Annotated in this window: 20 protein-coding genes and 1 riboswitch; of the genes, 10 read left to right on the top strand and 10 right to left on the bottom strand. The window is 70.3% G+C overall.

Going from position 1 to position 19359, the window contains the following annotated elements; translation table 11 throughout:
- Positions 1-25: 25 nt before the first annotated feature.
- Positions 26-649 (bottom strand): nucleotide exchange factor GrpE, encoded by a 624-nt coding sequence (gene grpE / locus FHW79_RS03480; protein ID WP_183177646.1) that lies wholly within the window; start codon positions 647-649, stop codon positions 26-28.
- A gap of 64 nt (positions 650-713) precedes the next feature.
- A complete protein-coding gene (gene hrcA, locus FHW79_RS03475) occupies positions 714-1754 on the bottom strand; it encodes a heat-inducible transcriptional repressor HrcA (RefSeq protein ID WP_014239022.1) in 1041 nt (346 codons plus the stop codon).
- Positions 1755-1917: 163 nt separating this feature from the next.
- Here hrcA and rph point away from each other — a divergent pair, with 163 nt between their 5' ends.
- The 5 genes from rph to FHW79_RS03450 all read left to right on the top strand — a co-directional run bounded on the left by rph (position 1918) and on the right by FHW79_RS03450 (position 6974).
- A complete protein-coding gene (gene rph, locus FHW79_RS03470) occupies positions 1918-2637 on the top strand; it encodes a ribonuclease PH (RefSeq protein WP_183177645.1) in 720 nt (239 codons plus the stop codon).
- 146 nt (positions 2638-2783) lie between these two features.
- A complete protein-coding gene (gene rdgB, locus FHW79_RS03465) occupies positions 2784-3386 on the top strand; it encodes an RdgB/HAM1 family non-canonical purine NTP pyrophosphatase (protein WP_183177644.1) in 603 nt (200 codons plus the stop codon).
- The gene (gene hemW / locus FHW79_RS03460; RefSeq protein WP_183177643.1) at positions 3383-4555 is read left to right on the top strand and encodes a radical SAM family heme chaperone HemW; all 1173 of its coding nucleotides are present in this window, start codon (positions 3383-3385) and stop codon (positions 4553-4555) included. Before rdgB ends, hemW begins: the two co-directional genes overlap by 4 nt.
- Before the next feature lie 188 nt (positions 4556-4743).
- Positions 4744-6435, top strand: coding sequence for a methyl-accepting chemotaxis protein (locus tag FHW79_RS03455; RefSeq protein WP_183177642.1), 1692 nt, complete (start codon positions 4744-4746; stop codon positions 6433-6435).
- A 32-nt stretch (positions 6436-6467) separates the two neighbouring features.
- Positions 6468-6974 (top strand): dihydrofolate reductase, encoded by a 507-nt coding sequence (locus FHW79_RS03450; protein WP_183177641.1) that lies wholly within the window; start codon positions 6468-6470, stop codon positions 6972-6974.
- A gap of 4 nt (positions 6975-6978) precedes the next feature.
- Here FHW79_RS03450 and FHW79_RS03445 read toward each other — a convergent pair whose 3' ends face one another.
- On the bottom strand, positions 6979-7830 hold the full coding sequence (locus FHW79_RS03445) for a helix-turn-helix transcriptional regulator (RefSeq protein ID WP_247884137.1): 852 nt from the start codon (positions 7828-7830) through the stop codon (positions 6979-6981).
- An 82-nt stretch (positions 7831-7912) separates the two neighbouring features.
- Between FHW79_RS03445 and FHW79_RS33485 the strand changes: the two genes are divergently transcribed.
- Together FHW79_RS33485 and FHW79_RS03435 are read left to right on the top strand one after the other, a co-directional pair.
- Positions 7913-8116, top strand: coding sequence for an NAD-dependent epimerase/dehydratase family protein (locus FHW79_RS33485; protein ID WP_183177640.1), 204 nt, complete (start codon positions 7913-7915; stop codon positions 8114-8116).
- Positions 8113-8805 carry an SDR family oxidoreductase gene (locus FHW79_RS03435; protein WP_183177639.1) on the top strand — a complete coding sequence of 231 codons (693 nt, stop codon included), beginning with the start codon at positions 8113-8115 and terminating at the stop codon, positions 8803-8805. The genes FHW79_RS33485 and FHW79_RS03435 overlap by 4 nt, the downstream gene beginning before the upstream one ends.
- 31 nt (positions 8806-8836) lie before the next feature.
- Here the strand turns inward: FHW79_RS03435 and gshB are convergent, their stop codons facing one another.
- Genes gshB through rsmI form a run of 4 tightly spaced genes read right to left on the bottom strand, consistent with a single transcriptional unit; the run spans position 8837 to position 11906 of the window.
- Positions 8837-9817: a glutathione synthase gene (gene gshB / locus FHW79_RS03430; protein WP_183177638.1), complete on the bottom strand. Its 981-nt coding sequence runs from the start codon at positions 9815-9817 to the stop codon at positions 8837-8839.
- 35 nt (positions 9818-9852) lie between these two features.
- On the bottom strand, positions 9853-10686 hold the full coding sequence (locus tag FHW79_RS03425; RefSeq protein ID WP_145701648.1) for a transglutaminase-like domain-containing protein: 834 nt from the start codon (positions 10684-10686) through the stop codon (positions 9853-9855).
- A gap of 33 nt (positions 10687-10719) precedes the next feature.
- Positions 10720-11088, bottom strand: coding sequence for a YraN family protein (locus FHW79_RS03420; protein WP_183177637.1), 369 nt, complete (start codon positions 11086-11088; stop codon positions 10720-10722).
- Positions 11085-11906, bottom strand: a complete 822-nt coding sequence (gene rsmI / locus FHW79_RS03415; protein WP_183177636.1) for a 16S rRNA (cytidine(1402)-2'-O)-methyltransferase — start codon at positions 11904-11906, stop codon at positions 11085-11087. The genes FHW79_RS03420 and rsmI overlap by 4 nt, the downstream gene beginning before the upstream one ends.
- A gap of 113 nt (positions 11907-12019) precedes the next feature.
- On the opposite strand from rsmI, the gene FHW79_RS03410 reads away from it, so the two are divergent.
- On the top strand, positions 12020-13210 hold the full coding sequence (locus tag FHW79_RS03410) for a penicillin-binding protein activator (protein WP_183177635.1): 1191 nt from the start codon (positions 12020-12022) through the stop codon (positions 13208-13210).
- Between the two features lie 116 nt (positions 13211-13326).
- Here the strand turns inward: FHW79_RS03410 and FHW79_RS03405 are convergent, their stop codons facing one another.
- Positions 13327-13842: a phasin family protein gene (locus tag FHW79_RS03405; protein ID WP_183177634.1), complete on the bottom strand. Its 516-nt coding sequence runs from the start codon at positions 13840-13842 to the stop codon at positions 13327-13329.
- A gap of 111 nt (positions 13843-13953) precedes the next feature.
- A complete protein-coding gene (metZ, locus tag FHW79_RS03400; protein ID WP_183177633.1) occupies positions 13954-15162 on the bottom strand; it encodes an O-succinylhomoserine sulfhydrylase in 1209 nt (402 codons plus the stop codon).
- A 76-nt stretch (positions 15163-15238) separates the two neighbouring features.
- Positions 15239-15318, bottom strand: a riboswitch (SAM riboswitch).
- Between the two features lie 160 nt (positions 15319-15478).
- Between metZ and FHW79_RS03395 the strand changes: the two genes are divergently transcribed.
- Positions 15479-15958 carry an STAS domain-containing protein gene (locus FHW79_RS03395; RefSeq protein ID WP_183177632.1) on the top strand — a complete coding sequence of 160 codons (480 nt, stop codon included), beginning with the start codon at positions 15479-15481 and terminating at the stop codon, positions 15956-15958.
- A 77-nt stretch (positions 15959-16035) separates the two neighbouring features.
- The gene (locus tag FHW79_RS03390) at positions 16036-16233 is read left to right on the top strand and encodes a hypothetical protein (RefSeq protein WP_183177631.1); all 198 of its coding nucleotides are present in this window, start codon (positions 16036-16038) and stop codon (positions 16231-16233) included.
- 376 nt (positions 16234-16609) lie between these two features.
- Here the strand turns inward: FHW79_RS03390 and mutS are convergent, their stop codons facing one another.
- Positions 16610-19255 carry a DNA mismatch repair protein MutS gene (mutS, locus tag FHW79_RS03385; protein WP_183177736.1) on the bottom strand — a complete coding sequence of 882 codons (2646 nt, stop codon included), beginning with the start codon at positions 19253-19255 and terminating at the stop codon, positions 16610-16612.
- Positions 19256-19359 lie beyond the last annotated feature (104 nt).

The following is a 19359-nucleotide window of genomic DNA, read 5'->3' as shown; positions in this document are numbered from 1 at the left end:
TGCCGTCCATCCGTCCGGAAGACGGTCAGGCTTTCGTATCGACGTGCTGGCCGCCCATTTCGTGAGGACCGGCCTTGGCGACGCCCACCATGGCCTCGCGCAGCAGGCGGCCGTGGATGGTGTAGCCGGGCTGGAGCACCTGCACGACGGTGCCGGCGGGCTTGCCGGTGTTCTCGATCTCGAACATCACCTGATGGAAGTTCGGGTCGAACAGCTCGCCGGTCGGGTCGATCTTCTTGATGCCCGCACGCTCGAAGGCGGAGATGAGCTGGCGCTCCGTCGCCTCCACGCCGACGGAGAGGCCCTTCAGCACCTCGTCGTTCTCGCGGCCCTCGGCCGGGACGGCCTCCAGCGCGCGGCGCAGGTTGTCGGCCACGGTCACCAGTTCCTTGGCGAAGCTGGACACGGCGAACTTGCTGGCGTCCTCGCGGTCGCGCTGGGCGCGGCGGCGGGTGTTCTCCACCTCGGCCATCTGGCGCAGGAGCTGGTCCTTCAGGCTGGCGACCTCGGCCTCAAGCTGGGCCACGCGATCCCCGGCACCGGCGTCCGCGGCCTTGTCCTGGGCGGCCTTCTCTTGGGCGGCCTTGTCCTGGACGGCTTCGGTCTGCTCCACCTCGGCTTCGGCGGGCTTGTTCTGCTCTTCGCTCATGGCTCTCTCGTTGTCGTCTCTGGTCGTCGTCTGGTGGGTGGGTGGAAGCGTTGCCAAGCCGTCGTCACCCGACAAGGCGGCTGATGACCTTGGCTGTATAATCCACAAGCGGGATGATCCGGGCATAATTGATGCGGGTCGGGCCGATCACGCCGATGGCGCCGATCACCTGCTCGCGGCTGTTCTGGAACGGCGAGATGATCAGCGAACAGCCGGAATGTCCGAACAGCACATTCTCCGCGCCGATGAAGATCTGCACCCCGTCGCCCTTCCCGGTGGCGTCGAGCAGGCGCAGCATGGTCTCCTTGGTCTCCAGCGCCTCGAACAGGGCGCGCACGCGCTCCAGGTCCGACAGGGCGGTGACGTCCTCCAGCAGCTTCGCCTGGCCGCGCACGATGAGCTGGCCGCTGCTCTGCCCGCCGCTGCCCGCCCAGGTGGCGAGTCCGGCGGAAACCACGCGTTGCGACAATTCGTCCAGCTCGGTCTTCTGGTCCTCGATCTCGCGCAGCACGGCCTGCCGCGCCTCGTCCAGCGTGCGGCCGACCAGCTTCGCGCTGAGGAAGTTGGAAACCATCTGGAGCGTCGCGGCGGGCACGCCGACCGGCACCTCGATGACGCGGTTCTCGACCAGCCCGTCCTCGTTGACCAGCACGACCAGCGCCCGGCCGGGGGCCAGCGACACGAACTCGATGTGCTTCAGCGGCCGGTCGGTCTTCGGCGCCACCACCAGCCCGGCGCAGTGCGACAGGCCGGACAGCAGGGTGGACGCCTCGCCCAGCACGTCCTGCAGCGACCGCCCGGAGGAGGCGCATTTCGCCTCGATGGAGCCGCGCTCATCCTCGCTCAGGCTGCCGATCTCCAGCAGGCCGTTGACGAACAGGCGCAGCCCGGCCTCGGTCGGGATGCGGCCGGCGGAGGTGTGGGGGGCGTAGAGCAGCCCCTGCTCCTCCAGGTCGGCCATGACGTTGCGGATGGTCGCGGGCGACAGGGCCATGCCGAGCCTCCGCGAGATCGTGCGCGAGCCCACCGGCTCGCCGGTCGCCACATAGGCGTCGACGATCAGCCGGAAGATCTCGCGGGACCGTTGGTTCAGCTCGGTGATCATGGCGGGGCGGGGACCGGACGGTGCGGGTGGGTTGCGAAAGGGGCGTCCCGAATTTAGGCAGGTGTCCGCGCCGAATCAACGTGCGCCCCGGTTGCGCGCTGGACGGCGGGGGCGGCGGACGCTAGCTTGCCGCCGATTTCAACAGATTCGCGGATCATGCCCGATGCGTCCCTCCGGCCGCGCCCACGACCAGTTGCGCACCATTTCCCTTGAGCCCCATTTCAGCAAGCACGCCGAGGGGTCCTGCCTGGTGCGGTTCGGCGACACGCACGTCCTGTGCACCGCCAGCGTGGACGAGGGCGTTCCCCGCTTCCTGAAGAACACCGGCCTGGGCTGGGTCACCGCCGAGTACGGCATGCTGCCGCGCTCCACCCACAGCCGCACCGACCGCGAGGCCGCCAAGGGCAAGCAGTCGGGCCGCACCCAGGAGATCCAGCGCCTGATCGGCCGCGCGCTGCGCGCCGTCACCGACCGTGCCGCCATGGGCGAGAAGCAGATCAAGATCGACTGCGACGTCATCCAGGCCGACGGCGGCACCCGCACCGCCGCCATCACCGGCAGCTTCGTCGCCCTGCATCTGGCCTTCCAGCATCTGATGCAGATCGGCGCGCTCAAGACCATGCCGCTGACCGACCATGTGGCCGCCGTCTCCTGCGGCATCCACAAGAACACCAGCGTGCTGGACCTCGACTACGCCGAGGATTCGACGGCCCAGGCCGACGCCAACTTCGTGCTGACCGGCCAGGGCGGCATCGTCGAGGTGCAGGGCACCGCCGAGGAGCGCCCCTTCAGCGAGCCGCAGTTCATGGAGCTGCTGGCGCTCGCCCGCAAGGGCATCGACGAGCTGGTGGCCTTGCAGAAGGCGGCGATCGCGGTGAAGTGAAGGCGCGGTTGCGCTTGCCCCCACCCTCCCGCTTCGCGGGTCCCTCCCTCCCCCGCTCTCGCAGGGGAGGGCCGATTTCCCCTCCCCTGCGAGAGCGGGGGAGGGTCAGGGTGGGGGCAACGGTTTGTGACAGAAGGAACTCCCCCATGACCACGCCTCCCCGCCGCTTCACGGGCGGCACGCTGGTGATCGCCAGCCACAACAAGGGCAAGGTCCGCGAGATCGCGGCGCTGCTCGGCCCCTACGCCGCCTCCTTCGTGTCCGCGGGCGAGCTTGGCCTGCCCGAGCCGGAGGAGACGGGGACCAGCTTCGTCGCGAACGCCGAGCTGAAGGCCCTGGCCGCCGCCAAGGCGGGGCATGTCGCGCTGGCCGACGACAGCGGGATGGTGGTGCCGGCGCTGAACGGCGACCCCGGCATCTACTCCGCCCGCTGGGCCGGTCCGGAAAAGGACTTCCAGATGGCCATGGGCAAGGTCGAGGAGGGACTCCGGGGCCAGAGCGACCGCCGCGCCTGGTTCGTCTGCGCCCTGTCGCTGGCATGGCCGGACGGCCATGTCGAGACGGTCGAGGGCCGCTGCCCCGGCACGCTGGTCTGGCCGCCGCGCGGCGAGCATGGATTCGGTTACGATCCGATGTTCAAGCCGGATGGTTACGACATCACCTTCGGCGAGATGGACCCGGCCAGGAAGCACGAGATGAGCCACCGGGCCGACGCCTTCCACCAGCTTGTGGAGCGATGCTTCAAATGACCCCAAGCCTCGAAGCCAGGGAGCCCGGCTTCGGGATCTACATCCACTGGCCCTTCTGCAAGGCGAAGTGCCCGTACTGCGACTTCAACAGCCACGTCCGCGACCGGGTCGAGCATGACCGCTGGCGCGCCGCGCTGGTGCGGGAGCTGGATCATTACGCGGACGCAACGACTGGCCGCCGGGTCACCTCGGTCTTTTTCGGGGGCGGCACGCCGTCGCTGATGGAGCCGGCGACGGTCGGCGCCGTGCTGGAGCGCATCGCCGCCCGCTGGACGGTCGGCGACGACCTGGAAGTGTCGCTGGAGGCCAACCCGACCTCGGTCGAGGCCGACAAGTTCCGCGCCTTCCGCGCCGCCGGCGTCAACCGCCTGTCGATGGGCATCCAGGCGCTGGACGACACGGCGCTGAAATTCCTTGGCCGCCAGCACAGCGCGGCGGAGGCGACCGGGGCCATCGCTCTCGCCGCGCGGACCTTCCCCCGCTTCAGCTTCGACCTGATCTACGCCCGCCCCGGCCAGTCCGTCGCGGCCTGGGAGGCGGAGCTGACCCAAGCGCTCGACCACGCGGTCGGCCATCTGTCGGTCTACCAGCTGACCATCGAGGAGGGCACGGCCTTCTTCCCCCTGCACGCGCGGGGCGATCTGGTGCTGCCGGACGAGGATCTGGCCGGCGACCTCTACGAGGCGACGCAGAGCCTGCTCGACCGCGCCGGGCTGCCCGCCTACGAGATCTCCAACCACGCCCGCCCCGGCGAGGAAAGCCGCCACAATTTGACCTACTGGCGCTACGGCGATTACGTCGGCGTCGGCCCCGGCGCCCATGGCCGGCTGACGCTGGACGGCGAGAAGTTCGCCACCCGCGCCCACCGCGCCCCGGAAATCTGGCTGGAGCGGGTGGAGCGCGACGGCCACGGCGCCGCGGCGCCCGAACCCGTCGCCCGCGAGTCCCGCGGGTCGGAGCTGCTGATGATGGGGCTGCGCCTGCGCGAGGGGGTGGCCCGCGCCCGGCTGGTCGAGGAAACCGGCCGCGACCTCGACGGGCTGGTCGATCCCGCGGCACTGGAGCGTCTGGTGGCCGGCGGTTTCCTGGAGGTCGGCAAGGACACGTTGCGCGCCACGCATGAGGGACGGCAGCGGTTGAACGCCGTGCTGGGGGCTCTTCTCGCCTGACCGCAGGAATACCCGGAAACGTGGTGTGACAAAGGCGCCCAGTCCCCGGCGCGCGCCGCATTCTTATACGTCCGTTTATAAGTTTCCTGTGACTGTCGATCATTCTTGGAGTCCCGGCAAAGACAAGGGCAAACAACCGCCGCTTGCCGGGACGCGGGACAGGGCAGACAGTTTCAGGCAGACATCCCATGACCCTCACGAAGCTTTCCATTCGGGCCAAGCTGTGGGCGCTCGTCGTCGCGGCTTCGGTCGCATCCTTCGCCATCGCCGGCGCCGGCCTTTATCTCAATTACAGCCGAATGCACGCCGACCGGCTCGACACGCTGCACAGCATCGTGGAAACCGGGGTCACCCTGGCCGCCACGCTGGAGGCGGAGGCCGCCGCCGGCAAGATCACCCGCGAGGAGGCGCAGGCCCGCTTCAAGGCCGCGGTGGCCGGCATCCGCTACGCCGGCGGCAAGGAATATCTCTTCGCCCACACGATGGACGGCTACGGCTTCGCCCACGTCAACGCCAAGCTGATCGGCGCCGACGTCAAGCCGCTGAAGTCGGCCAACGGCGTCCACATGATCACGGAGTTCATCCGCCTGGTCCGCGCCAGCGGCGACGGCCTGCTGGAATACGACTGGCCGCGCACGGTCGGCGGCAGCGATCTGGCGGTGAAGCTGGGCTATGTCCGCGGCTTCGAACCGTGGAACATCTTCATCGGCACCGGCATCTTCATCGACGACATCCGGGCCGCCTTCCTGGACCAGTTGCGGACGCTGGCCTTCGTCATCCTGGCGCTGGCGGTGCCGGCCGTCGGCCTGATCGCCTGGGTCGGCACCGACATCAGCCGGGTGCTGCGCGGGCTGGGCGCCAAGATGCGCTCGCTGGCCGACGGCGACCTGTCCACCCGCTTCCCCGAGGCGGAGCGCGGCGACGAGATCGGCGCCATGGCCAAGGCCGTGCTGGTCTTCCAGACCAACGCCCGCGACAAGCAGCGGCTGGAGGCCGAGCAGGCCGCCTCGGCCCAGCGCGCCGAGGAGGAGAAGCGCCGCGCCATGCTGGCGCTGGCCGCCAGCTTCGAGCAGAGCATCGGCGCCGTCGTCCGCACCGTGTCCGACGCGGCGGCGACGATGGAGGAGCGCGCGGCCGAGATGAGCCGCGCCGCCGCCCAGACCGACGAGCTGGCGACCTCGGTCGCCGCGGCGACGGAACAGACCTCCGCCAACGTGCAGACCGTGGCGGCGGCGTCGGAGGAGCTGGCCGGCTCGATCCAGGAGATCAGCCGTCAGGTCGCCGAGTCGTCGCGCATCGCCGGCGAGGCGGTGACCCTCAGCGGGCGGGCCAACGACAAGGTCGGCGGGCTTGCCGAGGCGGTGCAGAAGATCGGCGCGGTCGTTCAGCTCATCAACGACATCGCCAGCCAGACCAACCTCCTGGCGCTCAACGCGACCATCGAGGCCGCCCGCGCCGGCGAGGCCGGCAAGGGCTTCGCCGTGGTGGCGTCCGAGGTAAAGGCGCTGGCCAACCAGACCGCCAAGGCGACCGAGGAGATCGCCGCCCAGGTCGCCAACATCCAGTCCGTGACCGGCGACGCGGTCGGCGAGATCCAGGGCGTGACCCAGGTGATCCTGCGGGTGAACGAGATCGCCACCTCCATCGCATCGGCGGTCGAGGAGCAGGGGGCGGCGACCCGCGAGATCAGCCGCAACGTCCAGGAGGCGGCGGGCGGCACGCAGGAGGTGTCGGCCAACATCACCGGCGTCACCGGTGCGGCGACCCAGAGCGGCGCCACCGCCCGCGACGTGCTGGAGATGTCGCGCCAGCTCGGCCACCAGCTCGACACGCTGCACCGCGAGGTCGGGGGCTTCCTTCAGCAGCTCCGCGCGGCGTAAGGTGGGGTGAACGGTCCGGGAGAGAGGTTGGGATGCGCATCAGTCTGGTGGTGGCCGCCGCGCGCAACGGCGTGATCGGCCGCGACGGCACCCTGCCCTGGTCCCTGCCCGGCGACCTCAAGCGCTTCCGGGAGCTGACGATGGGCAAGCCGGTCCTGATGGGCCGGCGTACCTGGGAGTCGCTGCCCCGCAAGCCCCTGCCCGGCCGCGACAATCTCGTGGTCAGCCGCAGCCATCCGGCGGGCGAATATGACGGCGCGCGCTGGTTCGGCGGCCTCGACGCGGCGCTGGACTGGTGCCGCGGTCGCGGCGTCCCGGAGGTCGCCGTGATCGGCGGCGCCGAGCTGTTCCGCGAAACCCTGCCGCTCGCCGACATGATCCACCTGACCCGCGTCGAACAGGATGTGGAGGGCGACACGGTCATGCCGCCGCTGGGGCCGGAGTGGGTGGAGACGGAGCGCGGCCCGCTGCTGACCGAGAACGGGCTGGATTACCGGTACGTGGACCTCGCACGGCGCCCCGTCAGCGCTGGGGCGTGACGGGTCAGGCCAGCAGCGCCCGCACCCGCTCGGCGTCGTCCGGGGTGGCCGGGTTGTAGACGAGCATCGTCAGGTCCGGCCGGCCGTCCACGGCGAAGGCCGAATATTCCAGCTCCAGGGTGCCCAGCGTGGGGTGGCGGAGGCGTTTGACGCCCTCCCCGAAATGGCTCACGTCGTTCGCGGTCCACAGGGCGGCGAACTCCGGACTCTGGCGCGACAGATCCTCAACCAGCGCCCGCACCGCGTCGTCGGCACCGGCGCGCGCCGCATCGGCGCGGAAGGCGCCGACGACGAAGCGCGCCACACCCTCCCAATCGAACTGGGCGGCCCGCACGCGCGGGTCGCAGAAGATCAGCCGCAGGATGTTGCGCTGGGCCGCCGGCAGGGCGCCGTAATCGGTCAGCACCGCCGCCGCCGCGCGGTTCCAGGCGACGACGTCCCAGGTCGCCGTCTTGATCAGGGCGGGGCTGGGATTCAGCGCGTCCAGCACCCGCTGCAGGCGCGGCGTGACCGCCTCCCCCACCGGATGGCGCAGCGTCGGCAAGCGGTTGAGGCCGAGGAGGAAGAGATGCTCGCGCTCGGCGTCGGTGAGCATCAGGGCGCGGGCGATGCGCTCCAGCACGTCGGCGGACGGCGCTCCGCCGCGCCCCTGCTCCAGCCAGGTGTACCAAGTGGTGCTGATGTTGGCGCGCTGGGCCACCTCCTCGCGGCGCAGGCCGCGGGTGCGCCGGCGCTCCGCGGAAAAGCCGAAGGCCGCCGGATCGAGCTTCGCCCGGCGATCCTTCAGATAGGCGCCCAGCCTGCTTTCCCCCGATCCGTTCTCCACCATGGTGCGCCGGTCCGTCCTGTTGGTCATTATACCCCGATAACGTCACGACTTTACCAGGATAAGCCCGGCGCCGACAGTGGCCTGCGACCCTGATCGGAAGAGGTTTCCCATGCGTGTCTTCGTCACCGGCGCCACCGGCTTCGTCGGTTCGGCCATCGTTCAGGACCTGCTCGCCAACGGGCACCAAGTTGTCGGCCTCGCCCGCTCCGACACCGCGGCGGCGGCCCTGGCCGCGGCCGGCGCGGAGGTCCACCGCGGCTCCCTCGACGACTGGAGAGCCTGCGGGCCGGGGCGGCCGCGGCCGACGGCGTGATCCACACCGCCTTCAACCACGACTTTTCGCGCTTCGCTGACAACTGCCGGGAGGACCATCGGGCGATCCTGGCGCTGGGCGAGGCGCTGGAGGGCAGCGACCGACCCCTGCTGGTGACGGCCGGCGCGGTCGTGGACGCGCGCGGGCCGGTGGCGGTCGAGAGCGATCCACACCGGCCGCCCTCCGACGCCCTGCCCCGCCGCACCGAACTCGCCGCCACGGAACTGGCCGCCCGCGGTGTCCGGGTCGGCGTCGTGCGCCTGCCGCCCTCGACCCACGGCGTGGGCGACCATGGCTTCGCGCGCATCCTGCACGACATCGCCCGCCGGACCGGAGTCTCGGCCTACATCGGTGAGGGGGAGAATCGTTGGGCGGCGGTGCACCGCCAGGATGCGGCGCGGCTGTACCGGCTGGCCCTGGAGGCCGGGGCCCGGGGCGGCCCGTTCCACGCCATCGCCGAGGAGGGCGTCCCGCTGCGCCGCGTCGCCGAAGCCATCGGCGCGCGGCTTGGCCTGCCGGTGCTCTCGAAGACGCCGGAGGAGGCGGCCGCCCACTTCGGGTGGTTCGCCTTCTTCGCCGGCGTCGATTGCCCCACCTCCAGCGCCCACACCCGCGCCCTGCTGGGGTGGGAACCGCGCGAGACCGGCCTCGTCGCCGACCTCGGCCAGCCCGGCTATTTCACCGAGTGACCGGCCGGCGGGGGGCGGGGGGCTCCGGCCCTCAGGCCCCCTTGTTCTCGCCCTTGTTCTCGCCCTTGCTCTCGCGGTGGCGGCGCTCGATGGCGTCCCACAGGGTGGCCTCCAGAGCCGACCCGTCGAGCCGGTTGATCTCCTGGATGCCGGTGGGCGAGGTCACGTTGATCTCGGTCATGTAGTCGCCGATCACGTCGATCCCGACGAAGACCAGACCCTTCTCGCGCAGCACCGGACCGATGGCCTTGCAGATCTCCTGCTCGCGCGGGGTCAGCTCCGTCTTCTTGGCGCTGCCGCCGGCGTGGAAGTTGGCGCGGGCCTCGCCCTCCTGGGGCATGCGGCTGACCGCGCCGGCGGGCTCGCCGTCGATCAGGATGATGCGCTTGTCGCCCTGGCGGATCTCCGGCAGGTACTTCTGCACGATCACCGGCTCGCGGTAGAGCTGGGTGAACAGCTCCAGCAGCGAGCCGAGATTCTCGTCGTCCGGCTTCAGGTGGAAGACGCCGGCCCCGCCGTTGCCGAACAGCGGCTTGACGATGATGTCCTTGTGCTGCGCCCGGAAGTCCAGGACGGCCTGCTTGTCGCTGGTAATCAGCGTCGGCGGCATCAGGTCGGGGAAATGGGTGACGAACAGCTTCTCCGGCGCGTTGCGCACCTCCGCCGGGTCGTTCAGCACCAGCACCTTGGGCTGGATGTGCTCCAGCATGTGGGTGGCGGTGATGTAGGCCATGTCGAAGGGCGGGTCCTGGCGCATCAGCACCACGTCCATGGTCGACAGGTCGACGATCCGCGGCTCGCCCAGCGTGTAGTGGGCGCCCTTCTGGCGGACCACGGTCATCTCGCGCACGCGGGCGGTCAGGACGTTGCCGGTCAGGCTGAGGTCGCGCGGGTGGTAGTGGTAGAGCGTGTGCCCGCGCTTCTGCGCCTCAAGCGCCATCATGAAGCTCGAGTCGGTGTCGATGTTGATGGACTCGATGGGGTCCATCTGGAAGGCGACGGCGAGGCTCATCCTGCGGGTCTCCGAAACGGGCTTTTGAAATGGGGTCAGTTCAGTTGGTTCTTGAGCTGCTGGATCAGCGCGGCAACCTGATGGCGGTGCCGTTCGCTGGCCGTCAGCTCCAGGAAGGTTTCCAGCGCGGCGATGGCGGCGGCGAGGTTGCCGTTGTGGGCCTCAAGGAGGCCGGTCTCCCGCCACAGCGACGCCTCGGCCGGGGCGAACAGCCGCATCGCCTCCAGCACCTCCAGCGCGCGCGGCACGTCGCGGGCGGTCAGATGGCGCAGCTTGATGTTGTTCTGCAGCCGCAGCAGGATCTCGCGGTTGGACACCGTCTGGTAATGGCCGGGCTCCAGCTCCGCGGCGCTGCCGGCGGTGGCCTTCAGCAGGTCGCGCAGGTCCACGGCGGTGCGCACCTGCCCCTCGTTGAAGGGGTCGAGGATGGCGCGGGCGCCGTCGGCCTCCAGCCGCACCAGGAAATGGCCGGGAAAGTTCAGACCCAGCATCGTCCAGCCCTGCGAGCGGGCGGCGTGCAGGTACAGGATGCCCAGCGCCACCGGCAGGCCGCGGCGGCGGTCGATGACGCGGAGCAGGTTGGCGTTCTGCAGGTCGTCGTAGGTTTCCTGGTCGCCGGCGTAGCCGTGGCGCTCCACGATGACCTCGTGCAGCCAGGAGATGCGGGCCTCCAGCCCGTCGAGGGTGGGCGAGACGCGCTCCGCCAGATCATGGGCGATGTCGGCGAGGTGACGGCGGTAGTCGGCCAGCGCGGCGCCCGGCACCTCCAGCGCGCCCAGCGCGAGGGCGGCTTCGGCCAGATCGATCTGCTCGTCCGGCTGCTGCCCCACGCGGCGCAGGATGTCACGGGCCTCGGCGCGGCTGGTCACGGGCGGCGTCCTTCCTCTTCTTCAGCCTTCGCGTCAGGCCCGCCACGCGTCCGGGACGTGGCGCGGCCACGACCAAGGGGTAACGAGCATGACGTCGAAGCGCAAGACATAGCCGGCATAGCGGGGGTTGGCCCCCAGATAGGCGTGGGCGGCGCGGGCGAGGCGGCCCCGCTGGCGGGCGTTGACCGCCTCGTTCGCGGTGTCCCAGTCGCCGCGGGCCTTGACCTCGACGATCGCCAGAGTGTCGCCCCGCCGGGCCACGATGTCGATCTCTCCCATGGGTGTGCGCAGGCGGCTTTCCAGGATGCGGTAACCCTTCAGCCGCAGCGCCAGCCGGCAGAGCTGCTCGGCGTAGCGGCCGTAGCTCTCCGCCCGGCGGCGCAGGGCGTCCGGCGCGCTCATGGTTTCCCCTCCCGCGACAGCTCCAGCGCGCGGGCGTAGACGGCGCGCTTGTTCTGGCCGGTGCGGGCGGCCACGTCGGCGGCGGCGTCGCGGACCGACAGGCGGGTCAGCGCCTCGCGCAGCAGGGCGTCGACGTCGGCCTCGGTCGGGGTGGCCTCCTCGCCGGGCGGGCCGATGACCAGCACGACCTCGCCCTTCGGTGGGCCGGCCTCGGCGTAGTGGGCGGCCAGCTCCGGCAGGGTGCCGCGCCGCACCTCCTCGTAGAGCTTGGTCAGCTCCCGCGCCACCGCGGCCTCCCGCGCGCCCAGGATGTCGGCGAGGTCGGCCAGCGACTCGGGCAGGCGCTGCGGCGACTCGAAGAAGACCAGCGTCGCCGGAACGCCCTTCAGCTCCCCGGCGGCGGCGCGCCGGGCGCTGCTCTTGTTGGGCAGGAAGCCGGCGAACAGGAAGCGGTCGGTCGGCAGGCCGGACAGCACCAGCGCCACCAGCGGGGCGGAGGCGCCGGGCAGCGTGGTGACCGCCACCCCCTCCGCCACGCACTCCCGCACCAGCTTGTAGCCGGGGTCGGAGACCAGCGGCGTGCCGGCGTCGGTGACCAGCGCGATGGATTCGCCCGCTTTCATGCGGCCGATGAGGACCGGACGCATCTTTGCCGCGTTGTGTTCATGATAGGAGACGAAGGGCGTGTGGATGCCATGGATGCCCATCAGCTTCGCCGTCACCCGCGTGTCCTCGCAGGCGATGGCATCGGCGCGGCGCAGCGTGTCGAGCGCGCGCAGCGTGATGTCGGCGGCGTTGCCGATGGGGGTGGCGACCACATAAAGGCCGGCGCCGAGTTTACTTGCGGCCTTCGGCTCGCTACCTTCAGCGTCACCAGAGACGCCGGGCCCGGAAACGGGCTCGGGCGCCGGACCGGATGTGGAGATCGTTGGTGGCACGCTTGACGACACCTTTCTCGCGCGCTTGGGGGCAGCAGGCTGCCGCCGCCCTGTTGGTTGTCGGCACGCTTTCGGCCTGCTCGACTGTAAAGGCCCCGGCGCCGCCGACTCAAGCGCCGCAAGCGCCCGTCGCCGCCGTTCCGGCCGCCCCGCAGACCTTGAAGGTGGCGATCCTGCTGCCGCTGTCCGGGTCCAGCGCCGCCATCGGGCAGGCCATGCTGGAGTCGGCGCAGATGGCGCTGTTCGATCTGGCCGGTGACCGGTTCGAGCTGCTGCCCCGCGACACCAAGGGCACGCCCACCGGCGCCGCCGACGCGGCGCGGCAGGCGATCGCCGAGGGGGCGAGCCTGATCCTCGGCCCGCTGTTCGCCGCCGACGTGGCGGCAGTGAAGCCGGTCGCCCAGTCCGCGGGCGTGGACGTGCTGGCCTTCACCAACGACTGGACCCAGGCCGGCAACGGCACCTATGTGCTGGGCTTCGTCCCCGCCGATCAGGTGACCCGCGTGGTCGGCTTCGCCCGCTCGCGCGGCGCCACGCGCTACGTCGCGCTGGCCCCGCGCACCGCCTACGGCGACGCCGTGGTCAACGCCGTGCAGGCGGCCTCGCGCCAGTTCGGCGGGCAGGTGGCGCAGGTCGAGCGCTACGACCCGGCGGTGACCGACCTCGCCCAGCCGGCGCGGCAGGTGACCCAGGCCGGCGTGCAGCCGCAGGCGGTCATGCTCGCCGAAGGCGGCCCGCGCGCGCAGGGTCTGGCGTCGGCGCTGTCCGCCAACGGGCTGAACACCCAGCAGGTCAAGCTGCTCGGCACCGGCCTGTGGGACGAGCCCGGCCTGGGCCAGGAACCCGCCCTGGCCGGCGCGTGGTTCGCCGCCCCGGCGCCGCAGAGCCGCGCCGACTTCGAGGCGCGCTTCGAGCGGACCTACGGGCGCAAGCCGCCGCGCATCGCCACCCTGTCCTACGACGCCACGGCCATCGCCGCGGTGCTGGCCAAGATGCCCGACGCGGCGGGCCGCTTCGACCGGGCGGCGCTGAACAACCCCAACGGCTTCGAAGGCATGGACGGCATCTTCCGCCTGCGCGCGGACGGTGTCGTGGAGCGCGGCCTAGCCGTTCTGGAGGTTACCCCCGGCGGCCCCCGCGTGATCGATCCCGCCCCGTCCAGCTTCGAAGTGCTGGGGCAGTGATCGTACAGTGCTGATGTGAAGAGGTTTCCAACCACGAAGACACGAAGGGCACAAAGGAATCACAAAGGTTTTCGTGATTGTCTTTGTGTCTTTGTGCCTTCGTGGTGAACCGCAAACTAACCGTGCAACTTCGCCAGACGGCGGGCGTTGGCGCGGACGGTGCGGTAGGCGGGGGTCATGCCGGCCTGGGTCAGGGCGGTGGCCGACTCGACCATGTAGAGCGCGGCGTGGATGCCGGCCTCGACCGTCTCGGTGACGGTGCGGCGCTGCAACTCCATCAGGTCGGCGGGGTTGCGGCACTGGCCGAGGCCGGTCACCATCACCATGGCGGCTTGAAGCTGGCCCTGCATCAGGGTCATCCAGGCCTGCTGCATCTCGCCGATGCCCTTGGCGACGGCGTGGGTGGCCTCCACCATCGCCTCCACCTTCTCGGAGCCCATGCGGACGAACTCCGGGTTGGCGAGGTCGATGGGGTTGTTCATGGCCGCCGCCATCATCGCGGTGCGGTAGCCGATCGTCTGGGCCGCCGCCACCCCCATCTCGCCCGTCTTGACGCCGGTTCGGGTCAGATCGCCCGCCACCGTCAGAAAGCGTTGCGTCGGTTCGCCGTTGCCGGCCTTGCGTCTCGCCATTCGCTCCACCTCACCAAAGGACCCGACCGGACCGAAAGACCCGACCGGGCCGAAAAAACCGTGACCCGGACGCCAACGCTGCACTGCAGCATTTGGTTCCGGGTCCAGTCTTTACAGGGAAGCGAGCGCGCGGTCGAGATCTTCAACGATGTCCTGGGCGTCCTCCAGCCCGACGGACAGGCGGAGCAGGTTCGGACGGATGTTCGCCGCCGCCTTCTCCTCCACCGTCAGCTTGGAATGGGTGGTGGTGTCGGGGTGAGTGACCAAACTCTTGGAGTCGCCGAGGTTGTTGGAGATCATCACCATCCGCAGGTCGTTCAGGGCGCGGAAGGCCTCCTCCTTGCCGCCCTTCAGGAAGATCGACAGCATGGTGCCGCCGCCGGTCATCTGGCTGCGGCAAAGGTCGTGCTGCGGGTGGCTGGCCAGACCCGGATAGAGCACCCGCTCCACCTTCGCGTGGCCCTCCAGGAACTCCGCCACCGTCAGGGCCGACGCGCTCTGCGCCGAGACGCGCAGCTCCAGCGTCTCCAGCCCCTTCAGCAGCAGCCAGGCGTTGAAGGGGGAGATGGTCGGGCCGGTGTGGCGCAGGTAGGGGTGGATCACCTCCGACCCGTACTGCTTGTCGTTGGTCAGAATGATGCCGCCCAGACAGCGGCCCTGGCCGTCGATGTGCTTGGTCGCCGAATAGATGACGACGTCGGCCCCCATCTCGAACGGGCGCTGCAGCACCGGCGTGGCGAAGGCGTTGTCGACCACCACCTTGGCCCCGGCCTTGTGGGCGAGATCGCTGACGGCGCGCAGGTCGACGACCTCCAGCCCAGGGTTGCTGGGCGTCTCCAGGAAGACGAGCTTGGTCGGCTTGGCCAGCGCCTCTTCCCACTGGGACAGGTCGGTGCCGTCGACGAAGACCGCCTCGACCCCGAAGCGGGCCGACAGCTCCTTGATCACCCAGTAGCAGGAGATGAACAGCGAGCGCGGCGCCACGATGCGGTCGCCGGTGCGCAGGTTCGACCACAGGGCGCCGTGCACCGCGGCCATGCCGCTGGTCGTGGCGTAGGCCCAGGCCGCCCCCTCATACTCGCACAGCCGATCCTCGAACATCGCCGTGGTCGGGTTGCGGAAGCGCGAATAGACGTGGCGGGAGCCGTCGTTGACGAAGGCGCTCTCCGCCTCCTCCGCCGAGCCGTAGACGAAGCCGGAGGTCTGGTAGAGCGCCTCGCAGGTCTCGTCGAAGGACGAGCGGCGGACGCCGCCATGGACCAGACGGGAGCGCGGGCGAAGCCCCGCGACGTTCGGATTGCGATGATCGGTGCGCGCCATGGCCGCTGTGTCTCCTCTGTCCGCCGGCGGGGCAGACCGGCACAACAAAAAACGCCCCGACCGATCGGGTCGAGGCGCGGACGCGGCTCGGACCTTTTTAGCGGATTGTTTTACGTGGCCCGCAAGCCGGTCGACCAAATCACCACGTGTCTCCGCTTGTAGGACTGCGGCGGCGCGCCGTCAAGGGACAAGGAGGCCGTGACAAAAAGGGGCTGCCCTGCGTCAACATCGCGCAGGACCCGAGGCCGCCGTCCGCTTGCCCGGCGAAGGCCCGGACCGGATCATGGCCGCCGGACGTCGGAAAGGGATGCGGGCCGTGCAGTATCGCAAGGAACAGGAGCGGCACTTCGCCCGTCTGGTGCTCACCGGGCGCTTCACCAGCCAGGACGCCGGCCCGGTGCGGCAGGCCATCGCCGACGTGAAGAACGGGACGGAGCGCCGCCACCTCCTCGACCTGACCGGGCTGGAGTTCATCGACAGCACGGGCGTCGGCCTGCTGCTGGTGATGAACGGCGAGGCCCTGTCGACGGGCAAGGCGATGTCCCTGCTCTGCGCGTCCGGGCAGGTGCGCAAGGTGGTGGACCTGACCCGCATCGCCATGATCATTCCGGTGCATGAGACGGTGGCCGACTACATCGCCGCCAGCGTGCCCGAGGCCTTGCTGGCCGCCACCCATCCCTGCGCGCCGGGCGAGGACCCGATGGCCGTCGCCGCCCGCGCGCTGCACGCCAAGCCGCTCCTGCCGTCCGCGAGCGCCCCGCCGGACGCTTCCGATCGGGACGGCGCTTCCGGGTAAGTCGGCTCGCAGCGCGAACGCGGGCTTCCCATCTGAAGCATCGGACAGAGTCCGTTCCGCGTTGGGGGAGGCACCGAATGGTTCATCTGCACAAATCGCTGGAATCCGAAGCATCGAAGGCCGCCGAGCGGGAGGGCCGCTCGCTCGACCAGTTCGTGAACGAGGCGGTGGAGGAGAAGCTGCGCCACACGCAACGTTCTGCTGCCCAACATCATGTCATCCCCATCCGCGACCGCGGCGCCCCGATGGACGAGGACGCTGTGGAACAGGCATAGCGCCCCCGCGATGACCCTGGGGATGGGATTGCGGCGGCTGTGGTTCAGCGCTATATTTCCCGTACCAGTGGTCAATAGACGACACCTCCGGTACCGCGCGTTCGGAAAGGCCGATGGCCGGAACGGCGTGCACACGAAAAGAGGGGCGGCGTTGCAGCGCCGCCCCTCCGTCGTCTGGGTTACAGCACGGTGACGAGCAGCGCGAGGATCGCGACGACCGTCTGGATGACCGTGCAGATCACCAGCACCTTACCAGGGGTCAATAAACACACCCCCTTCCCGCCGCTTGGATGACAACGCCCCTTGCCCATGGCACGGGACGCTGCGGCGGCGGATTCTCATACAACAGCGTGTCTATCGTCGCAAATATTCCCGTCTAAGGGAGCAATCCTCTCAGACGGTACAACTCCTCCAGCGCCTGACGCGGCGTCAGGCTGTCCGGGTCGATGGACTTCAGCGCCTCCTCCACCCGCGACGGTTCCAGCGGAGCGGCGGGCGCCGACACCGCGGGGGCCGGCGGCGGGCGCTTCAGGGCGGCGCTGAACAGCGGCAGATCCTCGGCCAGACGGTGGATGGCGGCGTTCTGGTCGCCCGATTCCAGGATGGTCAGCACCTCCTCGGCACGGCCCACCACGGCGCCGGGCAGGCCGGCCAGCTTCGCCACATGGATGCCGTAGCTGCGGTCCGCCGCCCCCGCCGTCACCTCGTGCAGGAAGACGACGTCGCCCTGCCATTCCTTGATGCGCATGGTGTGGCAGGACAGGCCCGGCAGCTTGCCGGCCAGCATGGTCAGCTCGTGGTAGTGGGTGGCGAACAGCGCGCGGCAGCGGTTGACGTCGTGCAGATGCTCCACGCAGGCCCAGGCGATGGACAGGCCGTCGAAGGTCGCCGTGCCGCGCCCGATCTCGTCCAGGATGACCAGCGCGCGGTCGCCGGACTGGTTCAGGATGGCCGCGGTCTCCACCATCTCCACCATGAAGGTCGAGCGGCCGCGCGCCAGATCGTCGGCCGCACCGACGCGGCTGTAGAGCCGGTCCACCACCCCGATGTGCGCGCTCTCCGCCGGCACGAAGCCGCCCATCTGGGCCAGCACGGCGATCAGCGCGTTCTGGCGCAGGAAGGTCGACTTACCGGCCATGTTCGGGCCGGTCAGCAGCCACAGCCGGTTGTCCGGGGCGAGGTCGCAGTCGTTGGCGACGAAGGGTCCGGCGTTGCCGGCGTCCAGCACCGCCTCGACCACCGGGTGCCGCCCGCCCTTGATCGAGAAGGCGAGGCTGCCGTCCACCACCGGCCGGCGGTAGCGCCGCTCCGCCGCCAGCTCGGCCAGCGAGGCGGCGACGTCGAGCGCGGCCAGCGCGTGGGCCGCCTGGGCGATGGCCTCGGCGCGGCTGGTCACCTCCTCCACGAGGTCGTTGAACAGCTCCAGCTCCACGGCCAGCGCCTTGTCGGCGGCCTCGGAGATGCGGCGCTCCAGGTCCGACAGCTCGACCGTGCCGAAGCGCACGGCGTTCGCCATGGTCTGGCGGTGCATGAAGACCTCGCGCCCCTTCTCGGACATCAGCTTGTCCGCGTGGGTCGCCGTCACTTCGATGTGATAGCCGAGCACGTTGTTGTGCTTGATCTTCAGCGCCGGAACCCCGGCGATGCCGGCGTATTTGACCTGAAGCCCGGCGATCAGCCGCCGGCTCTCGTCGCGCAGGGTCACCAGCTCGTCAAGCGCGTAGGAATAGTCGCGCGCGATGAAGCCGCCGTCGCGGGCGAGCAGTGGCAGCTCCGGCGCCAGCGCCTGGGTCAACTGATTGACCAGCTCGCTGTGCTCGCCCAGCCCCTTGGTCACGGCGCCCAGCCCGTCGGGCAACGGGCCGCCGGGATGGCCGTTGAGCAGCAGGCGGATGGTCGACGCCTGGGCCAGACCGTCGCGCACGGCCGCGAGATCGCGCGGGCCGCCGCGTCCCAGCGTCAGGCGGGACAGGGCGCGCTCCAGGTCCGGGCAGCGGCGCAGCGCCTCGCGCAGGTCGCCGCGCAGCCGCTCCTCGTTCAGCGCGAATTCAACCATGTCAAGCCGCTTGGCGATGGCCGCGGGGTTGGTCAGCGGCGCCGAGAGCTGGGCGGCGAGCAGACGCGCCCCCGCCCCGGTCACCGTGCGGTCGATGGTGGCGAGCAGGCTGCCGCGCCGGTCGCCGGTCAGGGTGCGGGTCAGCTCCAGGTTGCGGCGGGTCGCCGCGTCGATCTCCATGACCGCGCCGGGGCCGAGCCGGCGCGGCGGCGACAGGCGCGGCACGCGGCCCTTCTGCGTCAGTTCCACATAGGCGACCAGGGCGCCGGCCGCCGCCACCTCGGCGCGCGAAAACTGGCCGTAGGCGTCCAGCGTGCCGACGCCGTAGAGGCCGAGCAGCCGCTGCCGCCCGTTCTCGCTGTCGAAGCGTGGGGTCGGCTGCACGGTCAGGCGCGGCTTCCACTCGCCCCACAGCTCATAGAGGTCGGGGCTCTGGCACAGCTTCTCGGAGACCAGCACCTCCTGCGGGTCGAGGCGGCCGAGCGCGGCGCCGAGGCCGGCGCGTTCCACAGGCTGCACGACCAGTTCGCCGGTGGACAGCTCCAGCCAGGCCAGCCCGAGGCCGCCCGCCGCTTCCGCCACCGCGGCCAGCCAGTTGGAGGCGCGGGAATCGAGCAGGCTGTCCTCGGTCAGCGTGCCGGGGGTGACGATGCGGATGACCCCGCGCTTCACCACCGACTTGGAACCGCGCTTCTTGGCCTCCGCCGGATCCTCCATCTGCTCGCAGATGGCGACGCGGAAGCCCTGGCGGATCAGGCGCTGCAGGTAGGATTCGTGGCTGTGGACCGGGACGCCGCACATTGGGATGTCCTCGCCCAGATGCTGGCCGCGCTTGGTCAGCGCGATGTCCAGCGTTCGGGCGGCGTTCACCGCGTCCTCGAAGAACATCTCGTAGAAATCGCCCATCCGGTAGAACAGCAGGCAGTCGGGATGGGCCTGCTTGATCTCCAGATACTGCGCCATCATCGGGGTGGCATCGGGGGGAATGATGGCGGGAGGAACGATGGCGGCGGGCGAAATGGTGGCGGGCGCGTCGGACACGGGTCTTCAACCGGTTGCGTTGTGACGGG

The organism is Azospirillum sp. OGB3, assembly GCF_014192915.1.
Classification (GTDB): Bacteria; Pseudomonadota; Alphaproteobacteria; order Azospirillales; family Azospirillaceae; genus Azospirillum.
The sequence above is the reverse complement of the archived record's forward strand: the minus strand, read 5'-3'. Positions and strand labels throughout refer to the sequence as shown.

Bases quoted from the DNA above. Each gene is read 5' to 3' on its own strand.
- grpE (WP_183177646.1), bottom strand. From the start codon at position 649: ATGAGCGAAGAGCAGAACAAGCCCGCCGAAGCCGAGGTGGAGCAGACC.
- hrcA (WP_014239022.1), bottom strand. From the start codon at position 1,754: ATGATCACCGAGCTGAACCAACGGTCCCGCGAGATCTTCCGGCTGATC.
- rph (WP_183177645.1), top strand. From the start codon at position 1,918: ATGCGTCCCTCCGGCCGCGCCCACGACCAGTTGCGCACCATTTCCCTT.
- rdgB (WP_183177644.1), top strand. From the start codon at position 2,784: ATGACCACGCCTCCCCGCCGCTTCACGGGCGGCACGCTGGTGATCGCC.
- hemW (WP_183177643.1), top strand. From the start codon at position 3,383: ATGACCCCAAGCCTCGAAGCCAGGGAGCCCGGCTTCGGGATCTACATC.
- FHW79_RS03455 (WP_183177642.1), top strand. From the start codon at position 4,744: ATGACCCTCACGAAGCTTTCCATTCGGGCCAAGCTGTGGGCGCTCGTC.
- FHW79_RS03450 (WP_183177641.1), top strand. From the start codon at position 6,468: ATGCGCATCAGTCTGGTGGTGGCCGCCGCGCGCAACGGCGTGATCGGC.
- FHW79_RS03445 (WP_247884137.1), bottom strand. From the start codon at position 7,830: ATGACCAACAGGACGGACCGGCGCACCATGGTGGAGAACGGATCGGGG.
- FHW79_RS33485 (WP_183177640.1), top strand. From the start codon at position 7,913: ATGCGTGTCTTCGTCACCGGCGCCACCGGCTTCGTCGGTTCGGCCATC.
- gshB (WP_183177638.1), bottom strand. From the start codon at position 9,817: ATGAGCCTCGCCGTCGCCTTCCAGATGGACCCCATCGAGTCCATCAAC.
- FHW79_RS03420 (WP_183177637.1), bottom strand. From the start codon at position 11,088: ATGAGCGCGCCGGACGCCCTGCGCCGCCGGGCGGAGAGCTACGGCCGC.
- FHW79_RS03405 (WP_183177634.1), bottom strand. From the start codon at position 13,842: ATGGCGAGACGCAAGGCCGGCAACGGCGAACCGACGCAACGCTTTCTG.
- metZ (WP_183177633.1), bottom strand. From the start codon at position 15,162: ATGGCGCGCACCGATCATCGCAATCCGAACGTCGCGGGGCTTCGCCCG.
- FHW79_RS03390 (WP_183177631.1), top strand. From the start codon at position 16,036: ATGGTTCATCTGCACAAATCGCTGGAATCCGAAGCATCGAAGGCCGCC.
- mutS (WP_183177736.1), bottom strand. From the start codon at position 19,255: ATGATGGCGCAGTATCTGGAGATCAAGCAGGCCCATCCCGACTGCCTG.